The following is a 19,607-nucleotide window of genomic DNA, read 5'->3' as shown; positions in this document are numbered from 1 at the left end:
TCCTATGACACTGTCCATGCACAAACCTTTTTATTTCATGTACTATTTTTAAATCTGATGATAATCACCCAAAATTATCCATTTTTAAGCTGCGTTGCTGCAATATTAGGATTAATTAGAAATCTGTCATCAACACGCTGCCTGACCATTCCCTATTTAAATCTAATCGCAAAAAAAAAATCTCCTCACTACGGGATATAACCGTAAGAGGAGATCCTTTTCATTTATCCAATAAGCGATATCAAACTTTTAAATTCCAGCTCTTCAAATTTGAGCAATACGCTTTCGCGTTCATACGCCCAGCAGCAGCCATCAAGCTCTGCGGATACTGGCACATCACAGCGAATTGTCGCTAAATCACGGGATAGATGCAGCATATCAAGATCCGCTTCAATTTTTACTCGGATTGTTTTGGATACCGCCTCCAAATTAGCAAGCAAGCCCTCGATTGAACCATGCTCTTGAATAAGCTTATGCGCTGTTTTTTCTCCTATACCTTTCACGCCTGGGTAATTGTCCGCTGTATCTCCCATTAACCCTTTGATGTCGATAATTTGAATAGGCGTAAGTTGGCGTTCTTCCATTAGCGTTTCCGGCGTATACACCATGTAGTTCCCGATGCCCTTCTTCATGATCGCAACCGATACCCGGTCGTCCACCAGCTGAAGCATATCATGGTCACCCGTCACAACGAAAATTTGCGCTTGATCCTTAAGTGCAGCAGCAAGTGTTCCAATGCAGTCATCCGCCTCATATCCTGCGATCCCAATATTCGGCACACCGAAGCTGGCAACGACTTCTTTTACAAGATCAAACTGAGGAATTAAATCCTCTGGCGCAGACGGACGATTGGATTTGTAACCATCATACTGCTCCGTACGAAATGTCGTGCTTCCCATATCCCAGCAGCATACGACATGGGTTGGATTAAACGTATTGATCGCATCCATGAAATAACGAACAAAACCATGAACTGCATTAACAGGTACGCCTGCACTTGTTTTACGAACGCTTCCTCCGAATGAAGTAGCGAAATACGCCCGAAATAAAATTGCCATCCCATCAACCAAAAGTAAACGTTGTTCACTCATCGTTATAAAACCCCTCTCAAACATATCAAACTATTATTTATATTTATTGCCCGCGAATAAATTTTCCAATCCGCCCCGCAGCTTCCTTCAACCGTTCTTCGCTTTCAACCAGCGCTATTCTTACATAACCTTCACCCTCGGAGCCAAAAGCTTCCCCAGGCACTACGACAACGCCTGTTTGACGAAGCATTTCCTGGGAAATTCGTCTGGACGTCCACGGCTCGCTAAGCGACCACTGCATAGGAGGAAGCTGCGCCCAAACGAACATTGTTGCCCGAGGTGCCGCAACATCCCATCCTTCTGCACGAAGTGCTTCAAGGAACGTATTGCGCCGCTGCTCATAAAGCTTTCCTGCCTTTGGCTTCTCTACATTTGCTATCGCTTCCTGAAGTGCAACAATTCCTGCCTCTTGAATAGGATCAAACACGCCGTAGTCAATATTCGCTTTCAGCTCGCGGAGAGCGGCGACAGCTGCCCTATTTCCAGCCAAAAAACCAATTCTGCAGCCAGCCATGTTGAAGCTTTTGGACAAAGAATGGAATTCAACCGCATGATCGATAGCACCCGGTACCTCAAGAATGCTTGGCGGCTCACAGCCTTCAAATCCCATCTCGGAGTATGCAAGATCATGAACGACCAACACATTATGACGCTTTGCTTTATCAATCAATCGCTCAAAAAAGGAGATGTCCGCTATAGCAGAAATCGGGTTGTTCGGGTAATTCAGCAAAATAAACGTTGCCTGGTCCCATTCCGAATCCGGTATTGCCTCCAGATCGGGCATAAAGCCATTCTCCTCGCGCAGCGGCATCAATACAGACTCTACTCCCGCGAGTGCTAATGATGCAGCATAGATCGGATACCCCGGATTAGGCAGCAAAACGATATCGCCAGGATCACAAAGCGCCATGGCAAGATGGGCAAGACCGTCTTGTGAGCCAAGAAGTGTTACGATCTCGTCTCCGGCATCCAGCTCCACGTTAAATCGGTGCTTCATCCATTTCGCTGCATGCTCTCGAAACGGCAAGCCGCTTTTGATTGCTGGATACGAGTACATATCACTGCGCAATGCCGCTTCACTAAGCGCCTGTCTAACGGCGGGCGAAGGCGGCTGATCCGGATTTCCGATTCCCAGATCAATAATATCAAGACCGCTTTCCGCAGCTGAGCGCTTCCACGCTGCAACTTCTGCAAATATGGATGATCCTAGCTGCGACAGCCGCTTGGAACGCCATTTGGTTTGTGACATACGTCCATTCACCCTTTTCCATTGTTCCAAACTTGTTCGTATTGTTCTTCCTTATATCCAACAGTAACCGTCTTGCCATCCGTCACGATAGGCCGTTTAATCAGCATGCCGTTCGAAGCAAGCAAGTCATATTTCTCATCTTCAGACATGTCAGCCAGCTTGTCCTTCAAACCAAGCTCCCTGTAGACATCTCCAGATGTGTTAAAAAACTTTTTCAGCTCCAGACCGCTGTTTTTTACAATCTCCTTCAGCTCAACAGCTGTAGGTGTTTGCTCTACAATATTTCTGGATACGACATCGTTGCCCTTATTTTGCAGCGATTTAAGCGCTGAGCGGCATGTACCGCATTTTGGATATTGAATGATAGTTAGTTCCTTTTGTTTCGTCATCCTCTTGTTTCCTCCAGCATTGGGCTGACTAGTCCCATTTTATTTTGATAGACTCCGTTCTAATCGTTCAAGCTCAGGCGGCAAATCTGCATGCCATTCCATCCATTTTTTTGTAATGGGATGGGTAAAGCCCAGTATCTCGGCATGGAGTGCTTGACGACCGACTGCATCCTCCCACTCTTCCTCCACACCTTGCTGAGTACCATACATTTTATCACCGATAAGCGGGCAGCCGATATGCTTCATATGAACGCGAATTTGATGCGTCCGTCCCGTTTCGAGCTTTAAGCGCACAGCCGCTGCGGCAGGCTTGTCAGAAGTAGATTCATAATGTGCAATCGTCTCATAATGTGTAATAGACGGATAACCCTCCGGTGTGACGATGCGAACATGCGGCTGGTCTGGGTCACGGTCAATCGGCGCATCCACCACTCCCGCAGTTGGCTCAGGGCAGCCATAAACATATGCGCGGTACAGCTTTAAAATACCGTTTGCCTGCATTTGCTCCGAAAGCTGTTGATGTACATAGGAGGTTTTGGCAATCGCGACAAGTCCGGATGTTTCTTCATCAAGGCGGTGGACAGGACGGAAACGTACCTTCTCTCCCGCCTCTTGCCAATGGTAGACGATACCATTAGCAAGCGTCCCCGTGTAATGTCCATGGGTCGGATGGACAATCATACCAGCTGGTTTATTTACGATAAGCAGATCCTCATCCTCGAATACGATTTGTACCAGAATTGGCTGCGGCAAAATATCTTCGGAAATTTCCCGCTCCATGCGTACGCGAATGATATCGCCCGCTGCAACGGGAGCTGTCGTATAGGCACGAATCTCGTTTACAGTCAGTCCATGCTCCGTTTGCTTTACTTGCGAGAGCAGCTTGCGCGATACGCCCAGTTGCCGCTCCAGCACCCGCCGGACGGTCATTCCATGCTCTGCCTCGCTAACCGCAGCCACTAACGGGCGATAATATAATAATTCTAGTCTATCCATCATTTTTTCGGCTTCCGAAATACTTCTGCGCTGCGTACATATTCCGTATCTGATACGCCAAGCTTCGCATTTGCAACTCTAGCAGCGGCGAAGAAAAAATCGGACAATCGATTCAAATACGTTTGTACATCGGCATTAATCGAATGCTCCGCTGCAAGCGTTACAACGCGGCGCTCTGCCCGGCGGCATACCGTTCGGCATACATGCAAAACAGCAGAAACAGAGCTTCCTCCCGGCAAAATAAACCTCGTGATTTCCGGTGCCTCTGCCGTATATTGGTCAATCCATTCTTCCAGACGTTTAGACGGCTCTGCCGATATTTTTAGAGGCGCGCCTTCAACGGCGTAAGCAAGATCTGAGCCGCAGTCAAACAACTCCTGCTGAATATCAACAAGCCAAGCTGCCATCTCTGCCAGCTCTTCGTGTTTGGCAGCTTCCGCCGCTGCCTGCCCTACAAAACAATTCAATTCATCTATGGTACCATATGCCTCAACACGAACATCATCCTTGCGCACGCGGCCGCCAATTAAAGATGTTTGACCGCTATCGCCCGTTCTCGTATATAGTTTCATCGGCCTTGCCTCCTTTTTTCATCCATTACTCTCTATTCATGCAAACAGCAGGTCGGATAAGCTCCTGACCTGCTGTTTATTAAAGGCGCTAGATTAGCCTTCTTGCTTCAAGCGATGTACAAAGCCGCCAATTCGATCAAGCGCTTCGGTCAGATTCGTGACAGAAGTTGCATAGGAGCAGCGAAGATGGCCTTCGCCTCCGAGACCGAATACATCTCCCGGAACAGCTGCAACATTCGCTTCGTCGAGCAGACGCTGCGCAAACTCCTCACTTGATAAGCCAGTCGATACGATCGATGGGAATGCATAAAATGCACCCTGCGGCTCATGGCAATCGAGTCCGATTTCCCTGAATCCTTTTACGACAAGACGCCGGCGCTGATTATAAGCCTCCACCATGCGGTCCTTCTCTTCTAAGCCATGTTGAAGTGCTTCAAGCGCTGCATACTGTGCCATAATTGGCGCGCACATAACGGTATACTGGTGAATTTTCAGCATAGCTGCAATAAGATCGGGATGGCCGCAGGCATAACCCATCCGCCAGCCTGTCATCGCGAAAGCTTTCGAGAAGCCGCTCACAAGAATGGTACGATCCTTCATCCCCGGCATTGCAGCAAAGCTTACATGCTTCGAGCCGTAAGTAAGCTCCGCATAAATCTCATCGGAAATAACAATAAGATCATTTTCTTCCACTAGCTTTGCAATAGGCAGCCAGTCCTCATAGGTCATAGTTCCGCCAGTAGGGTTGCTTGGATAACATAAAATAAGTACTTTTGATTTCGGCGTTATAACGGCTTGAAGCGACTCTGCCTTCAGCTTAAATTCATCCTTGGCAAACGTTTCAATACCGACAGGTTTTCCTCCGGTAAGCGCGGTTATTGGTGAATAGGAAATATAACATGGCTCAGGAATCAAAATTTCATCGCCAGGCGCAATAAACGCACGAAGTGCAAGATCGATGGCTTCACTGCCGCCAACGGTTACTAAAATTTCGCTGGCAGGGTTGTAAGGTACGGCAAATTGATCATTTAAGTACTGCCCAATGGCTTCGCGAAGCTCTGGCATACCTGCATTTGACGTGTATTGCGTTTTCCCCATTTCAAGCGCATATACAGCAGCTTCCCGAACATGCCATGGCGTCACAAAGTCCGGTTCCCCTACTCCTAATGTAATAACATCCTTGCGCGTACTGACCAAATCAAAAAACCGACGGATTCCCGACGGTTTGATGCCCCGAACGAGCGGTGACAAATAATCAGCCATCGATTGACGCTGCAAAGGTGTGGAGGGTTGTTTCTCTTCATCTTTAATCATTGCCATCACCCTTTTTTCACGGCGAAACCATCAACCGATGATCACCTTCATGCTCCTCGAAGATAATGCCGTCTTGTTTGTATTTTTTCAATATAAAAAATGTTTTTGTCGATAATACCGCGTCAATAGGCGATAGTTTATTCGATACAAAAGAGGCGACCTCTTTCAAGGTTTTTCCTTCAACCTCAACGAGCAAATCGTAAGCTCCCGACATCAGGTAGACGGATTTTACTTCTGGATATAAATAAATGCGCTCAGCGATTCCTTCGAAACCGCGACCGCGTTCTGGTGTAATTTGTACCTCAATAAGTGCAGTTACCTTCTGGTCGTCAATCTTGCTCCAGTTTACGACTGTCGCATACTTCACGATAATATGGTCTTTCTCTAGCTCGGCGATGGCTTGCTTTACTTCCTCGGTTGTTACGGCTAACATGGTTGCGATCAAATCTGCATCCCTGCGCGCGTCCTCCTGAAGCAGTTCAAGCACTTTCAACTGTAATTCGGTCATTGTATAACTCCTTCCAGTACAACTGCAATTATAAAGAATATTTTACAACGTTTTTGTTCCTCGCGCAATCAAAGCATAAAAGGCTGAAGCCTTTATTTTGGCGGCTTCAGCACTTCTCGCGGAGAAATATTAGCATCATATGTAAAAGCTGCTTCTGCTTCCTAATCCTTATAAAAAGGAAAGACCCCAAAGGGGTCTTTACATGTAATGCGTTTGTGAGCCTTGTTGATATTGGCCGGACTGCTGCATTTGCGGCGTATACATCGTTTGGTTTTGCTGTTGCCCTAGGTTTTGCTGTAAAAACTGGCTCGTTTTTTGTTTGGTTTGCTGATATTGCTTTGCCTGCTTGTCCAGTTCCTGACGCAGCGCAGGCGAGGATGTATTATACATATTCGCTTGCTGCATCGCTGTAAACAGCTGGCCTTGCAGTGCCAACGTGCTGTCTGTCAATTTCGTAAACAGCTGGCGAATATCAGGACAAGTAGATTCTGTTGCTGCTGTTGCATATTCACGAACAACTCTTTTCAAATCGCTAAGGATTGTGCTTGCCAAATCTTCCTCAGTCAGTATCGATTGGTTTTGTTGTTGCTGCATTATGATTGACCTCCTAATCTTCTTTTAAAATCCTTCTTATTGCTGGGGCTGTGTTGGAGCCATTTGCTGATGGTGCGAGATCGCATGCAGCAAAGAATCATAGTGCTGCTGATGGGTTTGAATCATTTGTGAGCATAAATTTCTAAGCGCTGGTGTAGTACCCGTAGCAACAAGCGTTGCACATTGCTTAATTAATAAATCCTCGTTAGACATAGAGTCTGCAATGTACTCCAGCTCTTTTGCCGTCATTGGCTGCATCATTTAATCATCCTCCTCTAAACTTGGTTCAAAATTACGATTTGATCCATTTATTTCGTACCAAACGTATTATGAGCTAAATTTCCTTTATTTATGTGCCAATATTTAAATCGAAATTACCGGTGTGAATTAATTGGAAGTCCACCTCTATGATTAACTGATCGGGCTTTGGCAGCCACTCCTTGCCTTTGCCTTTAAAACTCACATCAACATTCCCTTTGGATGAAACGACAGCGATTGCCGCTTTCCCTTTTTCCCCTTGCGCTTTGAGCACAAAATGCTTGAATTCAGGATCTGCCCATCTTAGCCCTGTGGCTTCAGGCTCCGTAAGATAACCGAGATATTTAAGATCTTTAAATATAAATATCCCTTCTATTAACTGGATTTGCAGCGGTTGTTTCTTTCTTTTCCAGTATTCTTCATTTGCATTCAAAGCAGGGAAAGTAGTGACCATGGAGGGTTCATTCAGCGTCTGTACCGCCAGCTGCAAGGAATAAGGACGAATAAAGCTTCTCTGGCTGTCGAGCGGGCCCGGCATATACATAATGCTGTTAAGCGGTGATTGATCATAAAAAGTATCGCTAGTAAAAATTTTTTCAATCGGAGCTTTGGTTCCGAAAAGCAGCGACGTATACCGCGATGCCCGCTGACGATTCACCCCGTCCATGATGTCAGCGATTTTGCTCATCGCTCTCTCCTGCACGATAACGGTTTTTAAATGCTCCAAGCTCAAAATCGTTTGGCCAGAGCGAGCCAGGTCATTTAGAGCAAGCAGTACAGTATCTCCTGATCCTTTTCCAATCCAAACCGGATTCGGATCAGGCTGAAGCGATTCTGTTTTTGCAATTAAGCCAAATTTAATCGTTTGGGCGTAAATATCAAATTGTCCGTCCTTATAATCAATGCCAAATGCGGATATATAGCTCACATCCGCCAAATTAACTTCATCCCAGCAGCCTTGCAGCAGCAAGGACATAAACAAGATCCCTGTCAATGCAGCACACTTTCTAAGCTGCATTCTCCGCTTTTCAATCCATGCAGAGAGCATCATTTATCCCTCCTCGTACTCTTAAGCTTCCATGGCATTTGTATAAACGCTGGCAGCAGCTCTTTTAAGCGCATAGGTGCAACCGGGTATAAGTAAGAGCGTCCAAATGATTCTAACGTGCACAAATAGATAAGTACCGCAAAGGAGCCGACAAAAAAACCGAAAATGCCCAGCACAGATGAGCAGATAAGGACAAGGTAACGGATGATGCTTACCGAGCCGCTTAATGACTGATTCACGAGAGTAAAGGTTGATACTGCCGTTACCGCGGCCATTACGAGCATCGTTGGTGATGTCATGCCCGCACGGATTGCTGCATCTCCAACGATCAATCCGCCTACAACAGAAACGGTTTGGCCTACTGCCCTTGGCAGTCTTACACCGGCTTCCCTGAACAGCTCGAACATGGTCAGCATCAGAAACATTTCCATCGTTGCCGACAGCGGCAATCCGATTCGCGACATCGTAACGGTTGCTAGCAGCGTAAATGGAATCTGATCCGTGTTGAATGCTGACAGCGCTATCCAAAAACCTGGCAAACAAATAGCTAATACGAGTCCTACGAGCCTTAACAAACGTTCTAATGAAACATAATAAAAAGGTAAATGTGCGTCCTCTGGTGATTTGATGAGCAGCAATAAGTTTCCTGGAGCAATAAGTGCCGATGGCGACCCATGGAGCAATATTGCTACCTTGCCTTGCAGCAAGGATTGAACGACATAATCAGGCCGTCCTACAAATTCAACGAGTGGAAATAAAGATAAGCGGCGGTCGGATAAAAGCTCCTCCAGTTGACTTCCTCCTACTAAAGCCGGAATATCGATATTGTCCAGTCTCCTTCTAGCTTCTTTAACAAGCTTGGGATCGGCCTTGCCCTCCATATGAAGCAAAGCGACCTCCGTTAAGGACTCGGAGCCGATTTTTCGATACTCTACATGCATATCTGGTGTTTTCAGCCTCATGCGGACTAATGCAACATTCGTTGAAAGCTGTTCGACGAACCCGTCGCGCGGTCCTCGAATCGATACTTCAAGCACCGACTCCTCTGGTGTCCTTCCAGGCTGATTAGCGATGTCAAATTCAAACAATCCTTCGAATTTAGCAAAAGACAATATGACACTGCCTGCAAATAGGCGTGCAAATACGTTGCTGCCAAGATCCCCAGATTGAATTTGACTAAATAACATGCTGGGCTTATGTTTTTCACCTGTATCTGCGTCTGGCACCGTTCTTAATTGCTCCGCCCATTTCTCCAATAGCGGAAGCAGGCCGAGCTGTAATTGTTGATTGTCGATTAATCCATCGCAATAAAACAAAGTCACTTCCATTGGGCCTTCTACATCGAGCGTCAGCTTATATTCAATAACATCATGACAATCCTTCAACATGTGTTTTAACTGATCCAACGAAATCTCGTTGTGATCCATCTCACAAATATGCTCGTCATGAATCATGACTGCTCTGCCTCCTCGGAACCGATAATGGCTGTTCTTTTATGATCACCTTGTTTTTTTCTAAACATAGACACGATCCAAATCACGATCGTTAAGAACATAACGACAACGCCCGTGTACTGAAATGCAGCATGTAATGCGCTCCTTACCTGAAGCATATTTTTGATGCCAACGCCCGAAATGACCAAAATGATCACGCCAAGCACAGTAGGGGAAATCCATTTCTGTTTTAAACGGCGCAGCGGCCAAAACTCTGACAAAATGTGAATAGATAAAGCAAGTCGAATAAGTGCGCCTGACATCCACTGGAAAATAGCAAAAAAATCAACATGCTCGAAATATTTACCGATGGAGACCAATCTCCATTGCGAAAAGGCAGGGTAGCGCATCTTATCCGCTTCAACGGGTCCGAATTCTACAATCGCGCCCATAACCGGTCCAAGCGTCAGCAGCGATAAGAATAGAACAAGCACGATGAAATGCCATCTCTTAAATTTCCCCTGGATATGATGCTGGATAAATAGGAACCCAAACAACTCACATGAAGAAGTCAGCACATAATAAATGCCTTTCATGACCGGGCGCATCCCATTCTCGAGCATAGGCAGCAAATAGTGATAATCTTTGTGAGGCATGTTCGCAGACATGACAAAATCGCCTAACAATACAACGATTGGCAATAATATGCAGCTAACATAAGCTATTGTCCGCAGCCCTGAGACTGATGCAAACAAACATAGGCCTAAAAAGACAGTACAGACCACCATAGAAGGTGTATTGGGCAAATAGGTTGTCGCAGTCCACGAAGCTGTAATAATAAGCGATTCAAAAGCAATACTCAGCTGAACCAGCAGAAAAATACTAATTATCATCCAAGCCAAAAACCGCGGCATAAGTTGTATGAGCCATTGATCAAACGGCGTTCCATCCATACGCTTCAATATTCCATAAATAGGAAATGTAATCCATGGAAGGGCAATAACAAGTCCAAAAATAACAGAAATCCATGCATCGCGCTTAGCAGCATCAAGCAGCAGCGGCACAACCAGAACGTGATTTACAAGTCCAACTGACAAAACCATCATTAACATAGAGGGTAAAATTCCAAATGGTTTCACTTTCATAATCTTGTCACTTCCTTCCAAAGATAATGTTTCCAGATCTATGTATCTAAATGCATCCTGTCAATCTTTTATTTAAAGGGATCAAAAAAAACTATGCTTAAGCCGTTTACTGGCTAAAAGCATAGTCTTCTTTCCTACGGAATATGAACCGTCTTCACATGATCAAAATGTAAAAAAACGGGGTTTCCACTTACAGTCGCAAGCTCAATCATACTTTGATCGACATTTTTCAGAACGCCGATTTTATTTGAATTCTCGCCGAGATCAAGCACGACGAATTCGCCGATTAATTTACGAAGCTGTTGATCAAAAGTTCTTGCAAGGGTTAGCGGGGATGGCTTTAGAGGGAATTGTTCCGGTGTTAACGTGTATGGTGTTACGTTAGGACTGTACGGAATTAAATATTTCATATGGTGAAGAGAGATGATCACCGTATGATAAACAGGAGAATAGAAGACAAAAAAATCATTCATAACGGTGGTCAAATAACCATGAATAGACTGATTGCCTGTAATATAAATTTCAGAGAACATACCTTTCGCGTTCATTAATATTTTTCGGTACGAGACGGGTTCATTATAAGGCTCGAAAGGCATTTCCGGTACTTCATATATTTCTTCTGCTTCTTCTTTATGAGTTGAAAGACGAAGCTGCTGCAGATGAATAAGCGGGATATACAAAAATTGTGTTCCATTATGCAGCACTAATATATCCTGACCAAACTCGATCAATTTACCTCGTATAGGCGCTACTTTCCCTGAAATCTCCAATTCGACCTGCTTATCCAACAGCGGATGACGGTTTTTCATGCAATTAACCTCCTTTCATCCGGATAGATCGCTTAATCGGGCAAAAGCTCTACCTTTTGCCCGACAGGCCATTATGATTTTTTTACTGAACTGCGAGTTGTTTTTACGGCAGCCGCATTTGCATTACTTTTTCCACCGCTGCGATTGCCTTGTGTTTTGTTTTTATTGTTGTTTTTGCTGTCGCTTTTGTTTTCGTTTTTGCTGTTGCTTTTGTTTTCGTTTTTGCTGTTGCTATTGGCGTTGCTGTTTTTATTTTCGTTTTTGTTATTGTTGTTTCCGCCAGAACGGTTGCTCGCAGCTTTAATCGATTTGATGTGGTAGTTCTGGATTTGCATAGCTTCTTTACCGGAAACGAGCAGAATTGAGTTGTTTCCTGCTTGAGCAATGAAACCTTCAACCTTCTCAGGTCCGCCAGAATTAAGCTGTACGAAGGTTTGATTCAGGGCACGGATAACGCCATTAAAATTGCTAGCATTAATAACCGCTGTGCTGCCACTGCCGCTTCTATTGCCTTTGCTGCCGCTGCTTGTATTGCCAGCTCCTGCCTCCGTAACACTTTTAACATGGCTTGTCGCAACATATACGACACCTTCACTTGTGACTAAAACGAGATAGTCGCTTTTTACAGAGTGAAGCTTGCCTTGGAGTGATTCCGGTCCGCCGCGATTAATTTTTGCATTTTTGCCTACCATCGTTTGTAAAAAATTATGATCCTTGTTTCCACTCTGGCTGCTTTTGTGGCTATTGTTATTACTAGCAACCGATTGACCAGCTGAATAACCATTGTTGTACCATAGACTCATAAAAAAATCCCTCCGATAATTTCATTGTTTGTTGTTCAAAGCCTGTCTTCAAATACGCCCTTACGACCTATTCACTTCCCATTCATTACTCTGCTGCTTTGCATCCTCCTTCTCTCATTCACTCCATCTATCATGAGATACGAAATGTAATATATTAATATGTATACCGTATGGAAGTGGTACTAGATTGCTATCTATTTATGAGAGATTGAGCAATTCCCCTATAAATAATAGAGTAGTATAATTATAGATTTTGAACTCTACTGGTTCAGATATGGAAGCTTTCCATTGTGATCATTAGGATTGAAAACATTCATGACCAAATAATCGTGACCATCTGGGCATTAGCTGAATAGAGTATTAAGATCAAAACGCCTATCGTGCAACGGTAGGCTTTATCTTTTGCTTTTAGGAGATGGTTAGATGGTTGCTGAAGTCTTGCCGACACGTTCCATACGGATGAATGCTTCTGATTTCCAAGAGATACAAAGCGATGCTTGGGGGCGTTCCTTCAAACCGGCACAACTCGAGATGGAGGGACAAACCTATACTGCAGAGTTTGGCCTGCGGGGAGGACATACACGTAATTATTCCAAAAAATCTTATGAAGTTCGGCTTGAAAATGGCAAAACATTTCATTGGAATGCGGAATATGACGATCCATCCATGATGCGAAACGCACTTTCCTTTTACTTTTTCAATAAAATTGGTGTGCCATCCCCTCAAACCAACCACTTCTGGCTCATAATAAATGACGTGCCTCGAGGTGTTTATTTGGAAATCGAAGCGGTAGATCAACTTTTTTTCGAAAAAAGGGGCATTGGCTGCCGTTCTCTTCTCTATGCAGTCAATGACAGTGCCGACTTCAGCTTAACGGACCCTGTCTCTAAAGGTACGAAAGCTTCGTTATTTAATGGTTATGAATTGAAGCTGGGAAAGACGGGGACAAAAAAGAGGCTCGTATCGTTCGTTCGAAATATCAATCGTTTGTCTGGCAGTAAACTGAATGAGCATAATGCCAAACGCCTTGATGTATCACAATATTTATTATGGCTTGCCGGAGCTGTATTGACTGGAAATTACGATGGATTTGATCAAAACTATGCAATTTATGAGCATAGCAAAAGTGGGAAATATCGAATCATTCCATGGGATTACGAGGGAACCTGGGGAAGAAACTGTTACGGAAAGCCTTGCGGCAGTGATCTCGTCCGTCTTCAGGGCTACAATACGCTGACAGAGAAGCTATTTACTTTCCCGTCGTGCAGAAGAAAATATAGAGCGATTTTAAAGAAACTGCTGTTATCCGCATTTACTTCCGAGAAGCTGGAACCCGTCATTTCGCAGATGCATGCACAATTATCTCCGGCTATTCGCAGCGATTATACGCGAAAGGCGAGCTATGACACCTTTTTAGCAGAACCAGCCTTTATTTATAACTACATTGATGAAAGACGCAATATATTGCAGCAATCATTACGGGAATGGTTATAAACCACTCCCGTATGCTGATCAAAAAATATCCATGCTCATATACCGCTCTCCGGTATCTGGAGCAATGCACAGCACTCGCTTCCCAGCACCAAGACGTTTTGCAATTTGCATCGCTGCCCATACCGAAGCGCCTGAGGAAGGGCCTAGCAGCAAACCCTCTTGCGTCGCTAACGCTCTCATTGTCGTTAGAGCATGCTCATCTGAAACTTGAATGATTTCATCATAAATCGATGTATTAAGAATAGCGGGCACGAAACCAGGACTAGTACCGACAAGCTTATGCGGGCCTGGCTTTCCTCCTGACAACACCGGTGACCCTTGCGGCTCTACTACCGCTACATACAAATGAGGGAGCACTTCCTTTAGAGCTTCGCCTGTTCCTGTAATCGTGCCGCCTGTTCCTGCGGTAGCAACGAAAGCGTCTAGCTTGCCATCTGTCTGCTCGATAATTTCTATCGCAGTCGTCATTCGGTGAATCTGCGGATTTGCATGATTCTCGAATTGATTCGGTATGTAGCTGCCCGGGCGCTCAGCCCGAAGCTCCTCCGCTTTTCGAATGGCTCCCGGCATGCGTTCAGCAGCAGGTGTAAGCACAACTTCCGCTCCGTATGCCTGCAGCAGTTTAATCCGCTCAGCAGTCATGTTGTCCGGCATAACTAATATTATGTTGTAGCCTCTAGCTGCTGCGTTCATGGCTAGGCCTATGCCTGTATTGCCGCTAGTTGGTTCAATAATGGTATCACCAGGCTTAATCAAACCGCGCTTCTCGGCATCATTAATAAGAGAGAAGGCTGCGCGATCCTTTACGCTGCCGCTTGGGTTAAAGCGTTCCAGCTTAACGCATACTTCGGCGCTGCCTTCTTCTGGAAGACGGTTTAGCCTTACGACAGGCGTATTCCCAATTAATTGCGTAATGTCTGCAACTACTTTCGGCATTCCTTCACTTCCTTTCTATTTAGGTTTGTGCTTGCTGTTCTGTAAGAAACGGCTTCATGAACCACCAACCAGCAATCGGCACGATGCCAACCGCAAACAAGAGCCAAGTAATGGCGACAGCAGAATGATTCAGCGGCAAAACGATTAAATATGACGATAAGCCGATAATCCTGCCTAAAACCAATCCCGCTTCACGAAGGACGATAAATTCCTCTCGTTCCCGCGCACTTTCCTCGGACTGGCCAATGAGGTCAAAAACTCTTGAAGTCATAGGAATAATATAAAGCGGCATAAACAGTGATGTTCCGATTCCGAACATAAGCAGTGTAGCATAAGAGACCTTCCAGAACAGCGGCAATATAGCGATTCCAATCATGATAACGCCTATGAGCATCGCCCATTTGCGATTGTTTTTTTTGAGCATTTTGCCAACAATCCAGAAGCTGATTAAGGCAACTAAGGATGTAATGAGTGAATACGTTCCTAGCTTGCTTTCGTTTTGCGTAGCTACGTATACCGTAAGGCCAACAAGAAACATAAATACGCCTTCTCGCACGCCCTGCGCTGCAATAGCTGGAAACATGCGACGCCACGGATTTCCTTTTTGCATCAACTGCTGGAAACCATGCTTCCAATTATAGCGGCCTTGACCATGGCGTTTTTTAAGCCAAAAACTGAGCACTACACTTATAGAAAATATGATTAATGAAAGGGTGAAAATAAGCCTATATCCCTTTTCTCCTTGCATCGAAGTGATAAGCAAGCCTGATACCCACGGCGCCACGATACCTGCCGCAGAACCAAGCAGCCCCGACCAGCCATTGAAACGATCCCGATTATCTGGATCTGTCACTTCGAAATAAACTACATTAAATGCGACCCAAAAAAAACCGAGTGCCATCCCATTTAAAAGGCCAAGCGGCAAATAATATACCTTCGCTTGTGTACCCAGCAGCAGTACTGAACAATAAAACACGCCTGACAAAATAATGCCTATGCGCAAACTATTCATTTTGTTATGCTCTTTTACCCATTTCCCAACAACCCAAAAGGTTAATCCACTCATTACATATTGACCCATAGTGAACCAACCGATCAACATATAAGATTGGCTTGCTTTCCATAAGTATACGGGAACAAACGTCCCGGACAGCGCGTTCGCAATACCGTAAAGCGCCTGCACAATAAGTAAAAGGGCTGCTTGTCCATTTAAGGTTTTTGCCAAAACGATTCCTCCTGCCGCAGGCCAGTTCATGCATTCACATGCCTAGCCCTTTACGTATCAGAATTACGTTTTGTAAGATTCCCTTATTGGATGCAGCCCATGCCCGTCCATTATTGCCAGTTGTCTGTTATTCTTCCGGTGTTAGACGATTGATCATTTGCTCGCGGTCGCCTGAACTCAGCAAGGACGAGGTTTGATAGCAAACGGGACAAACGTACAAGGTCAATTGAAAAGGAGTTTCGAGCACCGCTTTTCCTAAAGATGGAGCGATTCTCGACTCGAATTGCTGCCCGTCAATTGTCTGTACGCCTGCTTCGATCATATACGCCCGACATGCCGGGCATTCAGGTACTTCATCCTGATCATCAAGCACACGCTGAACCGTTTCTTCCACAGCAAATCGTGCACTGTCAGCATTGCGGAAACCATCACCCTGAGCTAGCCAACGTTTATGGTTCGGATCATCGGAATCGTCTTCTTCCGCTTCTTCCTCCAGTTCATCGTCTGACCAATCGTCTTCAGGATCCTCGCCATTTTGCTTCGCTGCTCTGCGAGCATCATTGATTTTTAGCGCCTGAACTGCTTTTTCATGCTCATCAGCTTCCACTTCATCCTCATCATAACCAAGCTCTATCGTACGATATGCGCTTAATTCATTGTCGCAATGCGGACAATGCGATTCTGGCCCAATCTCCTCATCCCATACAATTTCCGTTAAACACCAAGGACATATCAAATGCTCATCCATACTCATAACTTCCCCTCTAATGATTCATTAAATATACGATACCGAAAACAAAAAACAAAACAGCGACAACCGCTAGTATTCTCCATAAATATTTCATATGGCTTCACCCCGTTTATATAATGACAGTTGCACCAATCACGTAAGATAAAGATACAGAAATGATCATTGCAATAAGCCCTACCGCACGGTTATCTCGAGCGATTTCGTCATCGAYTCGAAAAACAGGCGTTAGAAATTCGAATAAAAAATAAGCTGCCATAAGTATGACGAAACCGAACGCACCCCAGATAAGGCTTTGATACACCGAATCGTTGGACTCGATGGAAAACCTGAAAATATTACAAATACCGAATATTTTACCGCTTGTCGCCATAGCAACAGCRACGTTTCCCTTTTTTATCTCCGTCCAGCATTTATATTTGGTTACGAGCTCAAAGCACGATAAAAAAACGATGAGAGACAGCACCGCAACCGATACATAAACAAGTGAAGCAGCATACGGATTGCTCAGCAACTGATCGACTTCATTACTCATTTACAAGACCCCTCCATCATCTGCCGTATTCGATTCGCAATGGCTAGGAGCTATTTAAGCTCCACAACCGTCACGCCAACGCCGCCCTCGCCATAATTGCCGAGTCGAAAGCTCTTCGCATGGCTGTGTCTACGCAAATATTGCTGTATTCCTGTACGAAGCACGCCAGTGCCTTTACCATGAATAATAGCAACCTGAGCTAAGCCTGATAAAAAGGCCTCATCAAGAAAACGGTCAACCTCAAGGATTGCTTCTTCCAGATTTTCTCCGCGAAGATCGAGCTCCATCTTAATATTTTCTTCTCTGGTGCGCTGCAAGCTGGCTGCTTGCTTCGGCTGTTGTGTCTTACTAGCGGTAGCTCCAGAGCTTCGCAGCTCCAAATCATCCAGCGCAACCTTCATCTTCATAATGCCCAGCTGCACTGTAGCATCGGAACCATGAATTTCCACAACCGTGCCCTTCTGATTTAAGCTGTATACGGTTACTTCGTCGCCAGCTTCAATCTTAACCTGCTTCGTTGCTGTCTTGGAAGCACCCCGCTTCGATTTCTGAAGCTTGGGAGCCGCTTCATCCAGCTTGCGGCGTGCCTCAATGAGCTTATGCTCCTTGACGGAGGCACCCTCCTCCATTGCAAGCTTCCGCAAATCCGCAATAATTTGTTCTGCCTCGCGTTTGGCTTTGAGGACAGCCTCGCGAGCCTCATCTTGCGCCTTCTGCATCAGCTTTTCTTTCTGCTCTTCAAAGCGCAAACTCTCTGCCTCATGGCGCGCGCGCAGCGTCTCCATCTCACGGCGGAGCGACTCTGCCGTTTGACGTTCCGTTTCAGCGCCTAACCGGTTCTCTTCAAGGGAGGCGATCATATTTTCAACCCGTTGATCCTCTTCGCTTACTTCTCCTCTTGCATGCTCAATAATCGAGCGGGCAAGCCCTAAACGCTCAGCGATAGCAAATGCATTGCTTCGGCCTGGAACACCCACAAGCAGACGGTACGTAGGGCTTAACGTAGCAACATCAAACTCCATGCTGGCGTTAATAACACCCTTGCGATTGTAAGCATAAGCTTTCAGCTCGCTGTAATGCGTAGTCGCTACAATACGGCTTTCCATTGCATGAACATGCTCCAATATGGCAATCGCAAGCGCCGAGCCTTCAGCTGGATCTGTTCCTGCACCAAGCTCATCAAGCAGCACTAAGCTCTTAGATGTCATGGAGCCTAAAATGCGAATGATGTTTTTGAGATGGCTGGAAAACGTACTGAGGCTTTGCTCAATGCTTTGCTCATCACCGATATCGGCATAGATAGCATCAAATACACAAAGCTGGCTGCCATCCTCAGCAGGTACAAACAATCCTGACATGGCCATAAGGCTAAGCAGTCCGATGGTTTTTAAGGAAACCGTTTTACCGCCTGTATTCGGTCCCGTTACAATGATAGAAGTGTATTGATTGCCAAGCTCCACATCGAGTGGAACTACCTGCTCTGGAGCAATTAGCGGATGGCGTCCACGTTTTATTTTCAGAAAACCTCGGTCATTCATCCGCGGCTGTGTAGCCTTCATGAGATGAGCAAGCCGAGCCTTTGCAAAAGCAAAATCGATTTGGCCAAGCAAATCCAAGTTATAAATAAGATCTTCTACATAATCGGATGCCAAAGCAGTTAGCTTCTGCAAAATTTTCTCAATTTCCCGCAGCTCGCCTGCCTTCAGCTCTCGAAGCTTGTTGTTCATCGCAACTATGGCTTCCGGCTCGATAAACAATGTTGCGCCAGAACCAGACTGATCGTGCACGATTCCGCCAAAGTGAGAACGGTATTCCTGTTTCACTGGAATAACATATCTATCGTTGCGAAGTGTTACGATGGCGTCCTGCAGCATTTTTTGAACGGACGAGGAACGGACCATTTGATCCATTTTCTCACGAATTCGTGATTCGCCATTTCTAAGCTCGCGCCGGATAGATGCCAGTTCAGCACTAGCGCTGTCCATCACTTCCGCTTGGTCATCGATGCAATCAAAAATCGCATCCTCAAGCGACTTATGCTCACTTATTTGATCTGCAATATGGTGCAGCATTGGAATGGGATTATCTTCATGCAAGACGCTGATATGCCGTTTTACACGTCTACCGCCCCGTGCAGTATTCGCAATATCCAGAAGCTCAGCCGGATTAAGGGTACCGCCTATACGGGCACGGTGAAGCGGCGCTGAGATGTCCACAATTCCACCAAATGGCGCACTGCCTTTAAGACGATCAGCTGTGTAGGCCTCGTCGGTAATTTGCAAAATCTGCTTTACCGATTCCAGATCCGAAACCGGCTGCAGCGACTCGGCAATGGTTTTCCCAAGCGATGTTGCTGCATGCTGAGACAATCTATGTATGATTTTAGGATATTCAAGTGTCTTCAAAATTTTAGTGTCCAACAATTAACACTCCTCTCGCCTTCCTATTATAGCCGAATCA

Annotated in this window: 21 protein-coding genes; 2 read left to right on the top strand and 19 right to left on the bottom strand. The window is 45.4% G+C overall.

Annotated features, from left to right (window positions below):
* Nucleotides 1–201: hypothetical protein (locus AB4Z17_RS19220; RefSeq protein ID WP_441961435.1), on the top strand; the 201-nt coding region annotated here is incomplete at its 5' end.
* Nucleotides 202–224: 23 nt separating this feature from the next.
* Here AB4Z17_RS19220 and AB4Z17_RS19215 read toward each other — a convergent pair.
* The 14 genes from AB4Z17_RS19215 to AB4Z17_RS19150 form a co-directional block, all read right to left on the bottom strand.
* Nucleotides 225–1,091 (bottom strand): 5'-3' exonuclease, encoded by an 867-nt coding sequence (locus AB4Z17_RS19215; protein ID WP_441961433.1) that lies wholly within the window; start codon nucleotides 1,089–1,091, stop codon nucleotides 225–227.
* A gap of 43 nt (nucleotides 1,092–1,134) precedes the next feature.
* The gene (locus AB4Z17_RS19210) at nucleotides 1,135–2,340 is read right to left on the bottom strand and encodes an aminotransferase class I/II-fold pyridoxal phosphate-dependent enzyme (RefSeq protein WP_441961431.1); all 1,206 of its coding nucleotides are present in this window, start codon (nucleotides 2,338–2,340) and stop codon (nucleotides 1,135–1,137) included.
* Nucleotides 2,341–2,348: 8 nt separating this feature from the next.
* Nucleotides 2,349–2,729, bottom strand: coding sequence for an arsenate reductase family protein (locus AB4Z17_RS19205; protein ID WP_441961429.1), 381 nt, complete (start codon nucleotides 2,727–2,729; stop codon nucleotides 2,349–2,351).
* A 39-nt stretch (nucleotides 2,730–2,768) separates the two neighbouring features.
* Nucleotides 2,769–3,728, bottom strand: a complete 960-nt coding sequence (locus AB4Z17_RS19200; protein ID WP_441961427.1) for an RluA family pseudouridine synthase — start codon at nucleotides 3,726–3,728, stop codon at nucleotides 2,769–2,771.
* Nucleotides 3,725–4,297, bottom strand: coding sequence for a cob(I)yrinic acid a,c-diamide adenosyltransferase (locus tag AB4Z17_RS19195; RefSeq protein WP_339207711.1), 573 nt, complete (start codon nucleotides 4,295–4,297; stop codon nucleotides 3,725–3,727). Before AB4Z17_RS19195 ends, AB4Z17_RS19200 begins: the two co-directional genes overlap by 4 nt.
* A gap of 93 nt (nucleotides 4,298–4,390) precedes the next feature.
* Entirely contained in the window at nucleotides 4,391–5,611 is a 1,221-nt protein-coding gene (locus AB4Z17_RS19190) for an aminotransferase class I/II-fold pyridoxal phosphate-dependent enzyme (protein ID WP_441961425.1), read from the bottom strand.
* Nucleotides 5,612–5,627: 16 nt separating this feature from the next.
* Complete coding sequence (locus AB4Z17_RS19185; protein ID WP_076267879.1) at nucleotides 5,628–6,119, bottom strand: Lrp/AsnC family transcriptional regulator; 492 nt, start codon at nucleotides 6,117–6,119, stop codon at nucleotides 5,628–5,630.
* Between the two features lie 198 nt (nucleotides 6,120–6,317).
* Nucleotides 6,318–6,713 (bottom strand): spore coat protein, encoded by a 396-nt coding sequence (locus tag AB4Z17_RS19180; RefSeq protein WP_441961423.1) that lies wholly within the window; start codon nucleotides 6,711–6,713, stop codon nucleotides 6,318–6,320.
* Between the two features lie 36 nt (nucleotides 6,714–6,749).
* The gene (locus AB4Z17_RS19175; protein WP_339207707.1) at nucleotides 6,750–6,974 is read right to left on the bottom strand and encodes a hypothetical protein; all 225 of its coding nucleotides are present in this window, start codon (nucleotides 6,972–6,974) and stop codon (nucleotides 6,750–6,752) included.
* Between the two features lie 88 nt (nucleotides 6,975–7,062).
* A complete protein-coding gene (locus AB4Z17_RS19170) occupies nucleotides 7,063–8,022 on the bottom strand; it encodes a Ger(x)C family spore germination protein (RefSeq protein WP_441961421.1) in 960 nt (319 codons plus the stop codon).
* Nucleotides 8,019–9,473 (bottom strand): spore germination protein, encoded by a 1,455-nt coding sequence (locus AB4Z17_RS19165; RefSeq protein WP_441961419.1) that lies wholly within the window; start codon nucleotides 9,471–9,473, stop codon nucleotides 8,019–8,021. Before AB4Z17_RS19165 ends, AB4Z17_RS19170 begins: the two co-directional genes overlap by 4 nt.
* Entirely contained in the window at nucleotides 9,470–10,597 is a 1,128-nt protein-coding gene (locus AB4Z17_RS19160) for a GerAB/ArcD/ProY family transporter (protein WP_441961417.1), read from the bottom strand. Before AB4Z17_RS19160 ends, AB4Z17_RS19165 begins: the two co-directional genes overlap by 4 nt.
* Nucleotides 10,598–10,731: 134 nt before the next feature.
* A complete protein-coding gene (locus tag AB4Z17_RS19155; RefSeq protein ID WP_076267884.1) occupies nucleotides 10,732–11,406 on the bottom strand; it encodes a DUF2642 domain-containing protein in 675 nt (224 codons plus the stop codon).
* A gap of 71 nt (nucleotides 11,407–11,477) precedes the next feature.
* Complete coding sequence (locus AB4Z17_RS19150; protein ID WP_441908951.1) at nucleotides 11,478–12,209, bottom strand: hypothetical protein; 732 nt, start codon at nucleotides 12,207–12,209, stop codon at nucleotides 11,478–11,480.
* A 423-nt stretch (nucleotides 12,210–12,632) separates the two neighbouring features.
* Here AB4Z17_RS19150 and AB4Z17_RS19145 point away from each other — a divergent pair, with 423 nt between their 5' ends.
* Nucleotides 12,633–13,703 (top strand): CotH kinase family protein, encoded by a 1,071-nt coding sequence (locus tag AB4Z17_RS19145; protein ID WP_441961415.1) that lies wholly within the window; start codon nucleotides 12,633–12,635, stop codon nucleotides 13,701–13,703.
* Between the two features lie 18 nt (nucleotides 13,704–13,721).
* Here the strand turns inward: AB4Z17_RS19145 and cysK are convergent, their stop codons facing one another.
* The 5 genes from cysK to AB4Z17_RS19120 all read right to left on the bottom strand — a co-directional run bounded on the left by cysK (nucleotide 13,722) and on the right by AB4Z17_RS19120 (nucleotide 19,567).
* Nucleotides 13,722–14,639 (bottom strand): cysteine synthase A, encoded by a 918-nt coding sequence (gene cysK, locus AB4Z17_RS19140; protein WP_339207699.1) that lies wholly within the window; start codon nucleotides 14,637–14,639, stop codon nucleotides 13,722–13,724.
* 19 nt (nucleotides 14,640–14,658) lie between these two features.
* Entirely contained in the window at nucleotides 14,659–15,864 is a 1,206-nt protein-coding gene (locus AB4Z17_RS19135; protein WP_441908949.1) for an MFS transporter, read from the bottom strand.
* Between the two features lie 127 nt (nucleotides 15,865–15,991).
* On the bottom strand, nucleotides 15,992–16,618 hold the full coding sequence (locus AB4Z17_RS19130) for a hypothetical protein (RefSeq protein ID WP_441961413.1): 627 nt from the start codon (nucleotides 16,616–16,618) through the stop codon (nucleotides 15,992–15,994).
* Nucleotides 16,619–16,724: 106 nt separating this feature from the next.
* On the bottom strand, nucleotides 16,725–17,147 hold the full coding sequence (locus AB4Z17_RS19125) for a DUF350 domain-containing protein (RefSeq protein ID WP_441961411.1): 423 nt from the start codon (nucleotides 17,145–17,147) through the stop codon (nucleotides 16,725–16,727).
* A gap of 50 nt (nucleotides 17,148–17,197) precedes the next feature.
* Nucleotides 17,198–19,567: an endonuclease MutS2 gene (locus AB4Z17_RS19120; protein ID WP_441961409.1), complete on the bottom strand. Its 2,370-nt coding sequence runs from the start codon at nucleotides 19,565–19,567 to the stop codon at nucleotides 17,198–17,200.
* Between the last annotated feature and the right edge of the window lie 40 nt (nucleotides 19,568–19,607).

The sequence above is a fragment of the Paenibacillus sp. TAF43_2 genome, assembly GCF_052113545.1.
GTDB lineage: Bacteria > Bacillota > Bacilli > Paenibacillales > Paenibacillaceae > Pristimantibacillus.
This window is presented reverse-complemented; position numbering and strand designations above follow the sequence as displayed.